The organism is Aminipila butyrica, assembly GCF_010669305.1.
Taxonomy (GTDB): Bacteria; Bacillota; Clostridia; order Peptostreptococcales; family Anaerovoracaceae; genus Aminipila; species Aminipila butyrica.
Genome location: NZ_CP048649.1, coordinates 1,423,989 through 1,437,999, shown reverse-complemented (window position 1 = coordinate 1,437,999; position 14,011 = coordinate 1,423,989). Strand labels below are relative to the sequence as shown.

Here is a 14,011-nt window from a genome sequence, read left to right as displayed (position 1 = left end):
ATCCCCCCTTATCTGCTCAACTGGTGTCTTTTCATCCAGCAGATAAGGGGGGTGATATACTTGTTATTTTAGAATGTCGTATTAAACCGCTTTTCGAACTCTTCTTTCAGCTCTTCCCTGAACTCTGGGTGAGCAATACCAATCAGCGCTCTGGCTCTGTCTTGCATGGTTTGGCCTTTCATGCGGGCGATACCGTATTCCGTAACGATGTAATCTACATCATGGCGGTTCGTAGTAACCACGGCACCCTTTTCGATGAAGGGAACAATTTTAGACATCATGCTGCCGTCTTTCTTCTTGACGATGGAAGGCATGGCAATAATCGCCTTCCCCTGCTCATCAAGAGACATGGCGGCACCTCGTACGAAGTCCACCTGGCCGCCTACACCGGAGAATTGGCGGGTTCCGATGGTATCGGACACCACCTGACCTAAGAAATCCACCTGCAAACAGGAATTGATGCAGACCATCTTAGAACACTGAGAAATGACCACAGGGTCATTTACGTAATCCACTGGCTTCATCTCCAAAGCTGGATTTCTGTCTGCAAAATCATACAGTTTCTTCGTCCCCATCAGGAAGGTTACCGTGATTTTACCTTTGTCAATGGATTTCTGAGAATTATCGATAACACCGGCCTCGTACAAATCCACTACCCCATCGGAAATCATCTCCGAATGAATGCCCAGGTGCTTCTTATCCTTCAGTTGGGACAGCACAGCGTCTGGAATGGCCCCGATACCTAACTGGAGAGTGGCTCCATCTTCAATCAAGGACGCACAGTTCTTGCCAATAGCCTTTTCTACCTCACAGATTTCCGGCAGCTTTAATTCAGGCAATGGCCTGGAAGTCTCCACGAAAGCGTCCACTTCACTGACATGGACAAAGGTCTCCCCATAAATTACTGGCGCTTGATCGTTAATCTCTGCCAAAACCACCTTGGCGGACTTGATGGCCTGCCAGGTGAAGTCACAGGAGGCACCAATGGAACAAAATCCGTTGCGGTCCGGCGTAGATAACGTTACCATAGCCACATCCACCGGGAAGATACCTGTCCTTATGTATCGAGGAACATCGTGGAAGTAAACTGGCACAAACTGACCATGTCCTTCTGCCAAACATTCTCTGGTACAGGCACTGGTAAACCACCCCTCATACCGGAAGTTGCCCTTATACTTAGCCTTTGTATATTCCCCTTTGCCCAAACTGACCATCTGGGATACGGTTACATTTTCATAGTTTTCTGCGTTGGCCACCATGGCATCTACCAGCTCATAGGGTTCAGATACACTATGGGCCAGTACAACTCTGTCATGGCTCTTAATCTTCTGCACGGCTTCCTCTGCTGTACACGTTCTGCTTTCGTAAAGCTCTTTCCAATCCATCTTAACTTCCTCCATCTGCTTGTTAATCTTCTTTTTCATTTTATACCTTTGATCTTTCCGGCGATCGCTTCCGTCTAGGCTTCTTCCCCAATTTTGAGAGATATTTTCCTCTGCCATGATAAATTTCACCTAGCCAGCGCACTTCTCCTCAAAAGTGCTCACGGCCTTTTCTCTATCATAACTGGCTTCCAGTTGCTGCAAAATACACGCACTTGTCACCATCTGTTCCTCCCTTAGGAAATAGACACTCACCTCTCCTCCATACAGCCATCCATGGACCGCCTGTTAAATTTTTCTCAATTTATATTGTATTATAGTATACCCTCTGCAAGAGCACTTTTCAAGTGAATTATCCGAGCAATAACCGTTTTATTTGTATTTTTTATGAAACACTTTTCGTCTAAAATATCCTCTTGATAATAAATATATCCATGTTCTTTTTCTCTGTGGTATACTGAGTAAAGAACTTTCCGTCACAAACCCAGGAAAGCTTTAGTTTGAATCATTTGCGAGGTAAACTATGAAGCGATGCATCATCATTACAGCTTTTATCACCGGAACCATCCGTCACAGCGTTTCCCTATCCGCCCAGGACTATATCATCTGCTCCGACGGCGGCTTTCAGCTGGCCAGAAAAGAAGACATCCTTCCTCAGCTGGTCATTGGAGATTTGGATTCTGTCACGGAAAAGCCAGACTCCCTTGTGGAGACTCAAATCTATCCGGTAGAAAAAGATGATACAGACACCATGCTCTGTATTAAATATGCCGCGGAGCGGGACTTTGATGAAATCTGCTTAATCGGAGGTATGGGTGGCCGGCTGGACCACACGCTAGGCAACCTGCAAGCTATGGCCTGGGCTGCGGAATACTGGCAGGCTCAAGGAAAAAACAGCCGCCGTATCCGCATGGTGGATAACCAAAACGATGTGCTTTTAATGACTCCGGGACAAATCCTGCTGGAGGGTGTCCCCGGTGAAAAGTTGTCCTTGATTAGCCATTCCGATTGCTGCCTAGGAGTCACCACCAGCCGGCTGAAATGGGAACTGGTAAATGCCCAACTGACCAACCGCTTTCCCCTGGGTATCAGCAACGAGTTTGCCGACATCAGCTGTCAAATTACGCTAGAAGAAGGTATGCTGCTGATTCTTCGTTGCCGGGACATGGAACAACATTAATTCTCTGTTTTAGAAGTTCAAGACAAGGCTAATAAATCAGCTATTTTATGTGATTTTTTTAACGATAAGGTTTATATAAAAAGGGTCCGCCCTTACAAAGAACGCACAGGCTGAATTTCAGCCTGTGCGTTCCTATTTTAATGACTTACTTCGTCTTTTCTTACGCCATTTGCGTCAACTTCATGCCCGTCTATTTTAGTGCTTCTGGCAAGAGATCCGTCAGTATTAAAGTAATACCATTTATCCTCGATTTGAAGCCATTTTCCAAGGATCAGCTTTCCGTTGGTGTCAAAGTAATAGCGGTTGTTCTTTCCGTCGGTATCTATATCCCACCAGCCGATAATTCCTCTGCTGCCGAAATAGAATCGCCAGTCTCCAGTGTCGTCCTTCACCCAGCCAGTTTTCAATATCCCCTTGCTATAAAAAAAATATGGTATGCCTTCTATAGTCTGTGTATCCGTGAGGGGTTTACCGTTCTTATAATACAAGTGCTGTCCGGCGTCATTTTCCACCCAGCCCTGGGCAGTGGCAGGATCAATAGTCAGTTTGATATAACGGTACAATATGGCACTGGCCTCTCCACGGGTGGTCCAGCCTGTAGGATTGAAATGGTCGTTTGATTTCCCCTCCATGAGTCCCGACTGCTGCACGGCCGAGACCGCTGTTTTGTAAAGGCTGCCGATATTGGATACATCCACAAAATTAACACCATTTCCTAGATTCGGCAGCTTATATCCGGTGACTGTGGCGTAGTTTTGCAAAATCACTGCTGCGTCCTGCCTGCTGATTGCCTGGTCCGGTGCGAAGTGCCTGTTATCAATGCCCTGAACGATACCATTCCTGTATGACCATTCGACATAGGGGAAATAGGAGGAATCGTTTTTCACATCGGTAAAGCTGCTCTTGGTGTACTCTTGGAGATCTACGGCAGCCAGCCTGCCGAGAGCGGTCACAAAATCGCCTCGTGTAATGGCTGTGTCTGCATTGAACTTGTTCTCCCCATTGCCGACAAACAGCCCCCGTCCAACGACATAGTCAATAAAGCCCTTGGCCCAATGACTCTCGATATCGCTGAATTTCTTGCTGGGAAGCGTATATCCTACGCCATACACCGAAAAATGGTTGGTGCGGAGCACCATGCTCCCACTGCTAGTGTCATAAGCCGATTCCGAGATGTAGCTGATTTTTCCATCACGATCTACGTATACAGCATCCAAATATCTGAGGGCTTCCCCTTTAGCGGGTGTATAAGGAATGGACAGGCTGACGGATCCGGCTCCCAAGCTGGTCACAGTTGCAGACTTGCCGTCTTTCATAAAGCCAATACGGATATCATAGGCGTGGCGAACATCCGGTACCGTCACAGGCGTCACCTGAATAGTTACATCACCTGTGCTCTGTTTTTGCAGCTCGCTCAGCGCCTGCCTATCAAAAGCAAGGGAAATCGGTGTTCCTGCAAGTTCAAAAGACTTTGAGCCCCCATTCACCAGATGCTCTAAAGCAGTACGCTCCAGTGTTACAGTCAGTTCTGCGGTAGAGGGGGTGTCCAGTTCAACCCTTGCACCCACGCCAAAATCAGTACGCTTTAGATTTTTTGCATCAGCCTGCGCTTTTTTAAGTGCTGTTTTCACGGTGCTGCCTGCCACGGTAAAGGTTGCCTGTTTATTTGTTCCGGCCACTTTTCCTCTGATGATTCCAAGGCTAGGTTGGTCAGGCTGCGCAACTGGAGCGACAATAATGGTTGTCTTGGCGCTATAATCTGAATTATTTCTGCCAGAATGACTTCCACCAGAAGCATATCCTGATCCAGAAAGGATTACGGTCACTGGGGATGCGCCGGAACTGGTAAATTCAATAACCCCCGCATAGCTCTTCTCCTGTGTGGGATGAAAGGTCACTTGCAAGGTTCCACCGCTTACCTCATTCCAGAGAGACGCGTCCAAGGAGAACCCATCACTGCTACCACTCACCGCATAAACCATATCTTTGGTCAAATTCAATCCGTCGATTGTCAAGAAGATGGAGTAGGTACTACCAGTCCGCACAGGTCCAAAGCTTAAAATTGTCGGTGCAACGGTGATAGTCGGTGATTCAGTCGGTGACCCAGGTCTAACGGTAATGATTAACACTGCCGTCGCCAGCTCCTGGTCGTGTTCCGCTTGTATCGTTACGGTGGTAGTAAGCCCCGGAACTAAATCTGCCGCTGCCGTAACGGTGATTTCCCCCGTAGAAGGATTTAAACCTAAACCAGAAGGAAGTGTCCCTTCGCTAATGCTGTAGCCAATAGGACTACCACTAAATCCCCCAACAGAGGCGGTAGCAACTGACTGACCGTCTTTTTCATCACCCGCTGTGAGAGTCGTCTTTATGTCAATCATGGTCAGCGTGGGGGTAACCGGAGGCTTTCCTCTTACCACCGTCACATCATAATATAGTATTGCACCGCTTTCCGCTGTTACTTTGATGTACAGATGGTTTTCGCTGCCCATATCTAAGCTCACCCCTTCTTCTGTCGTAAATCCACTGTCCGAGTAGAGGCTGAGGCGAGCTCCTTCTGCTGCAATAATATCTGAAGCAGAGATAGAAGAAACGCTTTTGACCACAGTAACGGTGGTTGTTCGAGGTGCAGATGACGTGCCTTCCTCGGCTCCTGCGGTAATGCTCTGCCCTGCTATGCTGACAAGTCCCGCATTGTCCGATAGTACCGTGCCGCCAAAGTCGTTGATCCTTCCGCTGGCATTGCTTACCATTATTTTCATTTCCACAGGGATGCTGGCAAAATCCGTAAAATTATCGCCGTTATTCTGCTCGCTGAATAGTTTCAGGGTATAAGTCCCGTCTGCAACCCCAGACAAAGGAATACTTAGCTTTCCACTGGCCGTACTACTGCTGTCGGCCAGTTTCCCATAGTATTTCACGACATCATCCTGGTCCGTCAGCACACAAGAAACATATTGATTCGTGCCAGTAGTGGCGTCCTCATAACTGAAATAAATATTCGACCCCGTCTGCGTAGCTTGAGCTTCGGTGGCAATCACGTTTAACGTCTGCTCATTATTTTTTACTGTCAGTTTCACTACTTCAGCAGAACTTCCTGCTGTTGTCAAGCTCCCTACAGTTGAAGGTTTGCCCTCTATAGCCCCAGAGGAAAAGATAACAGATGTTAAGTCCAACTTAAAAGCTGGGCGAATTCCTCTATCATAGGAAATATTTAATCCATTCCCGTCTACCCCTCCATTCTCGCTGACGACAGCCCCCCGGGTATCATTGCTGCCTGGAGATCTCAGCCACCAGTGCTTACTGCTACGGTAAGGATGTACTGTAGCATCCAACAAATAGGCTTCTCTCACGGATAAGGGCCAGAAACTGGCGTCGGCTACCGCCTCCCCTGAAACCCGCTCTGAGCCATCATTATATGTTGCACCGCCCTCAAGATCTCTGGCTATCACCAGTTCCTGCTCCTGAGATGATAAGCCATTATAGGCGGCAGTCATAGAGGTTTGCAGATTAGAGCCGCTGTAGTGGTTGCTGCTGCCATCCGCATCAAACTTTGTTGTATAAAAGGAATCTTTTGCCAACAGCGTCATGCTATCCTTTTCACTGGCCACGCCAGTACCATTATATCCAATCACATGCCACTGCTTGCCGCCAAATCCGACGATGCTTCCCTTTAATGCAACATCAAGCGGAGCTGCGGCATAAACGGAGATGGTGGCGCTGCTGAGTATCACCGCCGTAAACAGCAACGCGGCCAACACCCACTGAAAATTTTTGTTGTTTACTTGTATCAAGTTTGAATCCTCCTTGTTGTTTCCATGTTTTTTCTTTATGAGGTCAGCAAATTTTCGGGTTCAACTACCTTCACACTGATGGACGGAGCCTCAGAATTGCTCCCTCTTTCCCCTATCGGCCTTATCATACCAAACCACGTGCAACAAAAGCGCAACAAAAAAGGTACGATTTTAAAAAAATCATACCTTTAATAAAACTTTTATTTTAATGCTTTTCAAAAAGTGACACAGAGAACTCTGCCCAGCTATAAGCAGGCAGATAATTGTGTCGATAGCTATTGACAGCCTGGGAATCACCATCCAAAAAACGATAGCTGTCGCAGTACAGCTTTTCAGGATCTATAGCCAAGCTGTTATGCCGTTTAATTAAAATATCCGCCATCCCTGCTTGGTGCAGGGTTGCTTTCATTTCGGTAAGAATCGTGCGCAAATAGCTTTTCTGAGAGAATCCGGTCGGTTCACCTTCCCATAAAACTGCGCAGGCCTCTGCCATGGTCAAACTAGCACCGCGGCGGTCAATCAACAACGCCAGCAATTCCTTTGCTTTGCTGCGCCGAAATTGGAGCGGCTTATTGTCTGCAAAAATTTCAAACCCACCGAAAGTCTGCACCTTCACCTTCTTTTCAAGTGAAATATCGTCGCCATAAAGAAAGCTCAGTTCTCGCAAGATGTCCCCTGTCAATACGGGCTTCATCAGATAGCCGGTAGCGTGAATCTTAAACGCTTCTACTGCATACTGTGCATAGCTCGTTACAAAGATAATATACAAATCTGGCTGTAAATCTTTTAACTGCTTTGCCAGTACCAGACCATTGGTGCTGCCCATTTCTATATCCAAAAACGCTGCATGAAAAGATGCTTCCTTTATATGTTCCAGCGCCTCCGGCGGTGAGGAAAATGCTGCTATTTTACAAGCTGGCACGGCTGCTATCAAGGCTTCTTCCAAATCCCGCAAAGCCAACGGCTCATCATCGACAATCAGAAATCTCATGGTCTTTCCCTCCCTTTGGAATGGTCATAACAACGGTTGACCCCTTTTCCGGCGCACTAAAAAACTCCAGTGTGCCACCGCATAAGGTCAGCAACCGTTTTCGTACATTGGCGATTCCTATATGGCCTTGATCCGTTTCAGCCGGAATATGGGAAAATCCCACGCCATCATCCAACACAACGACGACATAAGATAGCTCTGTTTCTTCAGAACGAATAGTTACCGTACCGCCGTTTTCACGCCGAAGAATGCCGTGGCGAACGGCGTTTTCCGCAATAGGCTGAAGGGTTAGCGGTGGAATAAAGAAATCTCGTGCAGTGATTTCATATACCACATGAAGCCGCTGCCCAAATCGCCGCTGTTCCAGATTAAGATAATGCCGCACATGAGTCAGCTCTTGTTCAAAGGGGATAGGCGCCTTGTTGGTCAGCGAATCCATATTGGCACGCAGAAATCGTGAAAAATCGCTTATTGCGTCCTTGGCATCCCTGGGGTTGAGCTCGCAAAGCTGGCGGATGGTCGTCAGCGTGTTATATAGAAAATGTGGCTGTATCTGACTGAGCATAATGCCAATCTGTGCTTCCGTCAGCTCCTTTTTCTGCTGTTCCATGCGAAGCTCCCTCTGGGACTGAATGTTGATATATATAATCAAAATGGAAATCGCTGTACCCGTATTGATGAGAGCAATACCATAATTAAAAATCTGAATAAGCAGGGCCACTGCGGCAAGAAGAACATAACTGGAGATAATCAGCGCATCTCTTTTTCGAATCTCTTTCCAGCAGATTAAAATTAATGTAGTGTCCAAACCAAAAAAGAAAAACGAGATAAGCTGCGACAGCCAATACCAATCCCCCCTCTGGTATGTATTTCCGTCTCCAATGGTAAAAAACATACCATTCCAGTAAGATAAAATGCTGCATAGCAGATATACCGCGGCTAAAGTGCAAGCCACCCGCCAGAGAATTCTGCGGGGATTTCTCCAAATGGGCAGATACTCCAATATATACCCCGTAAGCATCAGCAGCAGTGGAGCCGAGCTGCTCCAAAAAACCGCCGAACCGATTTTAAGTGCAGCGGGGTACCACACCTGGGCATGGCCCTCAAAAGCCCAAGCAGGAATATCACCCAGTATCATACCTATATTGAACAGACACATCCCCATAAAGAATCGATCAGACTTTTCCTTCGTGCTGCCATTCAACCACATAGAAAAAAGTAAAATCAGACAAATCAAGGCACTATATAGGTTTATGGCAATATTGACTTGGTCCATGAACTGCCCCTTTCTTGGAATAAACTATGAAAATGTGCGTACTTAAGTCTCTAAAAGTAAACGGCTTAAAACATAAACTAATTGTATCATATATCAACAATTTTTGACATGCATGTTTACTCATACTTTAGACGGCCCCCTCTTCATGGTGTCTTTATACGTTTTAAAGGGTTTCGGTTCCAACTATTCACTTTCCCTCAGGCGTTCTACAATGGAGTGTCTGGATAAAGCCTGATATACCGCCAACGGTACAGCAACACCCAACAGAGAAAAAATCGGCGCCACCAAAAGAATAGGTAGAATCGTAAAACGGTACGTAAAGAACCAGAATATATCAGCCAATACATTGGATAGCAACGGGCCCACTGCAATACTGAGGAACAGGGACACAGCCACAGCTCCCAATGTATAATACAGTCCTTCCCAAATCAGCATAGCTTTGAGCTGCTTGCCAACCATCCCAATAGACTGGAGCATCGCCAGTTCACGACGCCGAGTCAGGATACCTGTCAGAATCGCATTAAAAAAGTTAAGAACACCTACAAGTCCGACGATAAAACTCAGCACCCCTCCCAGCATCAGGAACATGTGGCGGAAAGATTCGAACTCTGCCACATAACTTGCTTTGCTTTCATAATCCAGCTGCGGCATTTGCTCCTTTGTCAACTTAGACAGGAAGGTGTCCATGTCAGCTGTGCTGTTATCACTGACATCACAGGCGTAATACATGACGTTGCTGGTACCGCTGTCTTGGATAAAGGTCTGATCATTCATGACAAACTCGTCTGCCCCATAGTAGCGATAGCTGAGAGAATACGGCACAGTAACTAGCGCCGCTACTTCGTAGTCAATATCCTCATAGGTCTTTGCCCGAGTAAGATAATCCGAATTGTCGGTAAGGTGATCCGGATCCAAAATCTCGCCGGTCTCCGGATCGTAATACTCAAACTCTGATATATAACGCAAGGTGACCGTATCCCCCAGTTTGGCCCAATGAGAATCTAAGATAGGCTTACCATAATCGTCATCGCTGTACACCGCCGCCACATAACGCCCTCCTGGCTGATAAAGCTTAGACAAATCACCCTCTAGTACCTGGAGCTTGTCTAAAGCATAACGCTCCATTCCGGAAAGCTGCACCCGGTCGGCCAGCAAGCCTTTCTCATTTCTTTCTGCGGCGGCCACCATATCGTCCAAGTCTTTCTGATCAGTCCACACGCCATACATAGTCCGGTAATAATCCTCCGCAACAAACTCCTCTACGGAGCTGCTTTTCCCATATACGCGGCCGCCAGCTTCCAGTCCTGGCTCCTTCTCCAAGGTAGCTAGAAGCTCTTCGGACAAGGCGTCTTCCCCAGACCAGGTACTGCCTGTCTGAAAGTATCCTGCATCTGCCACAATAAAGTCCGATACCACCTTGGACAGGTATTTATCCATATCAAAACCATTTGTAAAGGTGACGGTCATGTTGAGCAACATCACAGCCAAGGCCAGAGAAGTCACGGTGATTGCCGTCTTGCTAGGGTTCCGCCCTAAGTTTGCCCAAGCCATTTTGGGCAGAGATGCCCCGGCCTGCCCCTTGCGCAACTTTTTCTTATTGGCTGTTCCCTCCGTATAACGAACCGCTTCCACCGGAGATACCTTTGCCGCGATACGTCCAGGTCTGCGACAGGAAATCATTACTGTCGCAAAAGCAAAAAGTGCTGAAACAATAAAAATCAGCGGACTTGCCGAAATGGCATCCTGCGCAACACCATTAAGCTGGGACAGAATCACCGGAGTCAGCTTAACTCCTACACCATAGCCAATCAGTAAGCCAAGAGGAATACCAATCAAGGACAACACCAAAGCTTGCCTTTGGATGATACTCCGCAGCTGTGACCCTGTAGTACCAATAGTCTTCAAGAGACCATAGAAACGAATATCATTTGAGACAGAAATCTGAAACACATTATAGATAATGAGATAACCCGTAAACATAATAATCAACAAAAGTCCTATCATGGCTATGAGGGTCGTTGAATCCATGTTGTCAGCCAGCTGTGCGCCAGCATATCCCCAATTAACCCCAATCGGAATAAAATTATCTCCCGAAGAGCGGCTTTCGTGCTGGTAGCCGTGGTTTTCCAGGATTTGGGTCAAATCTCGTTCAATATGCAGCGAACTGCCCAGCATGACATCCAGATTCCATGAACCGGTCATCTCATCCGCGCCGATTCCACTGCCAATGCCGACTTGATCATAGATGGCCTGTGCACGACTGTGAGGAATGAGAACGTGGTTGGCTGCAATCGCCTCGTCATATTTCCACCAACCGCTCAGGGTAAAAGTCTCGGTTACCTCTGTGCCGTCCACAACAAAAGTCATGGTAAACTCACTTCCTACTTTCGGTTCCACACCCAGCAGCTCTAATACCCGGGTATCCGTGGCGGCTTCCTGGGTCCCTTCGGCAGGCAAACGACCTTCTACCGGGTCACAATACATCCAATGTGCCTGGTTGGCATCGCTGTATCCAACTTCCACATGAGATTTGAGAAAAGGTGCGGCCTCTGGCATGCCTACAAAGCGGCGCAGCCCATACTCCTTGATGAGGGGGTCGGTCTTAATCTCATCACACTGCTCCCGGGTCATATATTTAAAGGTACCCTGACTCCAGCCGCCGCCTTGCCGAAAGTTGGCCTGCTGAAAGGAATGGTTGATTGACAAAGCTACCGTAAATAAGGAAGTAAATAAAACCGCAGTCAACGCAATCGCAAAAATAGCAATCAAGTTCCTGGTTTTTGCTGCTTTCATACTTTTCATGCTCAGTTGGCGAATACACTTCTTGTTAGCTACATTCATGCTATCCCCCTCCTTATCGCGCAACAATTAGGCCATCCTCAATGCGAACAATGCGGTCGGCCAGCTGGGCAATTTCTTCGTTATGTGTAATCATCACGATGGTTTGGGCAAATTTTTGACTTGTAACCTTCAAAAGTCCCAACACATCCTGACTGGTCTTGGAATCCAAATTGCCCGTCGGTTCATCTGCTAAAATGATAGCTGGCTTTGCGGCCAAAGCACGTGCAATAGCCACCCGCTGCTGTTGTCCCCCTGAAAGGTTATTAGGCAGATTTTGCAGTTTCGATTGCAACCCTAGTGTTTCAATGATGCTGTCCACATAGACGGAATCCAGCTTGTTGCCGTCTAATTGAATGGGCAGCACAATGTTTTCATAGACATTGAGCACTGGCACCAGGTTATAGTTCTGGAACACAAATCCAATCTTGCGGCGGCGGAAGATGGTCAACTTTTCGTCTTTTAAAGAAAAGATATCCTTGCCATCAACGCTGACGGTGCCGCTTGTGGGGCGGTCCAGCCCGCCCAGCATGTGCAGCAGTGTGCTCTTCCCACTGCCAGATGTGCCGACGATAGCTACAAATTCCCCTTTTTCTACTTGCAGATTGACACCTGCAAGAGCATGAACGGCATTTTCCCCCTTGCCGTAAATTTTTTTTAAATCATGGGTCTGTAAAATAATCACGATTAATACCTCCAAAGATAAAGTCTGTATTGTATTACTACAATACAGACTTTATCATACGTTTCTTTCTAAAATCTTTCCGGCGGGCAAACAATTCTAACAGTTTTGTAAGAATTCAGCCCTGTCTGGGCAAAAACACAGAAAAAACCGAGCCGCCAGCCAAAGCAGAGGTCACTTTAATGTATCCCCCTTGTCCAGCTAAAATCTGTCGGGTCAGGTACAAGCCAATCCCGACGCCGTCTTGTTCACCCACGGAAGGGGAACGGTAAAAACGGGAAAACACTTTAGCCTGCTCGCCTTCTGAAATACCGATTCCGTTATCCGCTACATCAATGCAGCAAAACAAATCATATTCCTTGACGGAAATCTGTATACTGCCACCTGCAGGTGTATATTTAATGGCATTATCGACTAAATTGCACAGGGCCTCCGCAGTCCATTTATAATCGAAAACAGCACCGGCTTCTGTGGGATTTGTTCTCAAAGTGATATTTTTTTCTGCTGCTTTGGGCGCAAACTGTCCGGCTAGTGCCTCCAGCATCGGGGCAATCTCATTGGGAACTGGGCGGAGAGAGAAAATGCCTGTTTCCAAGCGAGACAGTTTCATCAAGGAGGTAACCAGAAAGCTCAGCTTTTCCGCTTGTCCTCCCAGGGCAGCCACGCAATCCCTGCTTTCTTCCGGCAGTTCTTGCTCTTCCAGCAGCTGTGCATAGAGCAGAATATTGGCGATGGGCGTTTTCGTCTGATGTGAAATATCTGCTAATAGCTCCTTTATCTTTTCCTTTTCTGTGGCTAAGTTGCGTGTGGATACAGTGGAAGCCGTTAAATAGCGGTTTAATCTGCACTCCACGGAAGACAGAAGACTCTCATCAAAACGATGCTCTGTAAAACTTCCGTCCAGTGCATCATCAAGCATTTGATTCAAGTTTTTCATAATTTTTTTGCTTTTTCTATGCTCAATTTGCACAATTGCCATACATAAAAGGATTGCTGCCAATGAAACGGCAAGCCACAGAAGACGCCATTCATTCATCCTCTTTCACCACCCATACATATCCCATGCCATAAACCGTTTTGATATAATGCGATGCCTCCAGTTTATCCCGCAAGCGCTTAACGGTGACCGAAAGCGCATTTTCATCCACATAATCGGCACCATCCGTCCAGATACGATCGAGAAGAAGTGTTCTGTTTAGAGTCATGCCTCGGTTTTCCACCAGCAATCGCAGGAGTTTTTGCTCCGTTTTGCTCAGTTCCACCAACTGGCCTTCTTTAGAGAACATCATGTGTTCAAAGTCAAAGCAATAGTTATCAATGACCAGCGGCTTTGACACATTCACTACGCCCCGGCGCATCTGGGCTTTTACCCTTGCACGCAGAATTGCTAAACTAAAGGGTTTTGTGATGTAATCATCTGCACCATATTCCAAGCCCCGCACCACATCCATCTCGGTATCATTAGCTGTTAAAAGGATTACTCCTATTGAATTATCTGCACTTTTGATTTCATGCAAAAGTTCTAATCCGCTTCCATCCGGGAGATTGATATCCAGCAAAACCACATCCGTCACACCACAGGCAAGCTGCTCACGGGCAGATTGCAAATCAAAACATGGAACGATTTGCAGTTCCGGATCTTTTAAGGCGAGACACAAGCCTCTGCTCAGGTTGCGGTCATCTTCGACAATTAATATTTGTTTCATCAGTTTACCTTTCCTCTAATCCACACTTCTTATTCCAGCATCTTTTTCCCGGAGTTGTCACACACCAGAAATGCCCCATCGATGCCGCCATCAGCACAGTCAATACCACTTCAGAGCCATGAAACCAAAAAGGACGGACAGCCCCTACTGTCCGTCCCATCACAA

At 47.0% G+C, this 14,011-nt stretch carries 10 protein-coding genes; 1 reads left to right on the top strand and 9 read right to left on the bottom strand.

Annotated features, from left to right (window positions below; genetic code table 11):
• Nucleotides 1-68: 68 nt before the first annotated feature.
• Nucleotides 69-1,502 (bottom strand): acetyl-CoA hydrolase/transferase family protein, encoded by a 1,434-nt coding sequence (locus tag Ami103574_RS06835; RefSeq protein WP_330587235.1) that lies wholly within the window; start codon nucleotides 1,500-1,502, stop codon nucleotides 69-71.
• A gap of 403 nt (nucleotides 1,503-1,905) precedes the next feature.
• Here Ami103574_RS06835 and Ami103574_RS06830 point away from each other — a divergent pair, with 403 nt between their 5' ends.
• Nucleotides 1,906-2,562 carry a thiamine diphosphokinase gene (locus Ami103574_RS06830; protein WP_163065979.1) on the top strand — a complete coding sequence of 219 codons (657 nt, stop codon included), beginning with the start codon at nucleotides 1,906-1,908 and terminating at the stop codon, nucleotides 2,560-2,562.
• A gap of 137 nt (nucleotides 2,563-2,699) precedes the next feature.
• On the opposite strand, the gene Ami103574_RS06825 is transcribed toward Ami103574_RS06830, so the two are convergent.
• From Ami103574_RS06825 to Ami103574_RS06790, 8 genes are all read right to left on the bottom strand, one after another.
• Nucleotides 2,700-6,353 carry an S-layer homology domain-containing protein gene (locus Ami103574_RS06825; RefSeq protein WP_163065977.1) on the bottom strand — a complete coding sequence of 1,218 codons (3,654 nt, stop codon included), beginning with the start codon at nucleotides 6,351-6,353 and terminating at the stop codon, nucleotides 2,700-2,702.
• A gap of 205 nt (nucleotides 6,354-6,558) precedes the next feature.
• Complete coding sequence (locus Ami103574_RS06820; RefSeq protein ID WP_163065975.1) at nucleotides 6,559-7,344, bottom strand: response regulator; 786 nt, start codon at nucleotides 7,342-7,344, stop codon at nucleotides 6,559-6,561.
• Entirely contained in the window at nucleotides 7,322-8,620 is a 1,299-nt protein-coding gene (locus Ami103574_RS06815; RefSeq protein ID WP_163065973.1) for a sensor histidine kinase, read from the bottom strand. The genes Ami103574_RS06820 and Ami103574_RS06815 overlap by 23 nt, the downstream gene beginning before the upstream one ends.
• A 183-nt stretch (nucleotides 8,621-8,803) precedes the next feature.
• Nucleotides 8,804-11,461 carry an ABC transporter permease gene (locus Ami103574_RS06810; protein ID WP_163065971.1) on the bottom strand — a complete coding sequence of 886 codons (2,658 nt, stop codon included), beginning with the start codon at nucleotides 11,459-11,461 and terminating at the stop codon, nucleotides 8,804-8,806.
• A gap of 13 nt (nucleotides 11,462-11,474) precedes the next feature.
• A complete protein-coding gene (locus Ami103574_RS06805) occupies nucleotides 11,475-12,143 on the bottom strand; it encodes an ABC transporter ATP-binding protein (RefSeq protein WP_163065969.1) in 669 nt (222 codons plus the stop codon).
• A gap of 115 nt (nucleotides 12,144-12,258) precedes the next feature.
• Nucleotides 12,259-13,176, bottom strand: a complete 918-nt coding sequence (locus tag Ami103574_RS06800) for a sensor histidine kinase (RefSeq protein WP_163065967.1) — start codon at nucleotides 13,174-13,176, stop codon at nucleotides 12,259-12,261.
• Nucleotides 13,169-13,846, bottom strand: a complete 678-nt coding sequence (locus Ami103574_RS06795) for a response regulator transcription factor (RefSeq protein ID WP_163065965.1) — start codon at nucleotides 13,844-13,846, stop codon at nucleotides 13,169-13,171. The genes Ami103574_RS06800 and Ami103574_RS06795 overlap by 8 nt, the downstream gene beginning before the upstream one ends.
• A 4-nt stretch (nucleotides 13,847-13,850) precedes the next feature.
• Nucleotides 13,851-14,006 carry a hypothetical protein gene (locus Ami103574_RS06790; RefSeq protein ID WP_163065963.1) on the bottom strand — a complete coding sequence of 52 codons (156 nt, stop codon included), beginning with the start codon at nucleotides 14,004-14,006 and terminating at the stop codon, nucleotides 13,851-13,853.
• Between the last annotated feature and the right edge of the window lie 5 nt (nucleotides 14,007-14,011).

Coding starts and splice junctions, on each gene's coding strand:
- Ami103574_RS06810 (WP_163065971.1), bottom strand. CDS start 11,461: ATGAATGTAGCTAACAAGAAGTGTATTCGCCAACTGAGCATGAAAAGT.
- Ami103574_RS06790 (WP_163065963.1), bottom strand. CDS start 14,006: ATGGGACGGACAGTAGGGGCTGTCCGTCCTTTTTGGTTTCATGGCTCT.
- Ami103574_RS06820 (WP_163065975.1), bottom strand. CDS start 7,344: ATGAGATTTCTGATTGTCGATGATGAGCCGTTGGCTTTGCGGGATTTG.
- Ami103574_RS06795 (WP_163065965.1), bottom strand. CDS start 13,846: ATGAAACAAATATTAATTGTCGAAGATGACCGCAACCTGAGCAGAGGC.
- Ami103574_RS06835 (WP_330587235.1), bottom strand. CDS start 1,502: ATGGCAGAGGAAAATATCTCTCAAAATTGGGGAAGAAGCCTAGACGGA.
- Ami103574_RS06815 (WP_163065973.1), bottom strand. CDS start 8,620: ATGGACCAAGTCAATATTGCCATAAACCTATATAGTGCCTTGATTTGT.
- Ami103574_RS06800 (WP_163065967.1), bottom strand. CDS start 13,176: ATGAATGAATGGCGTCTTCTGTGGCTTGCCGTTTCATTGGCAGCAATC.
- Ami103574_RS06830 (WP_163065979.1), top strand. CDS start 1,906: ATGAAGCGATGCATCATCATTACAGCTTTTATCACCGGAACCATCCGT.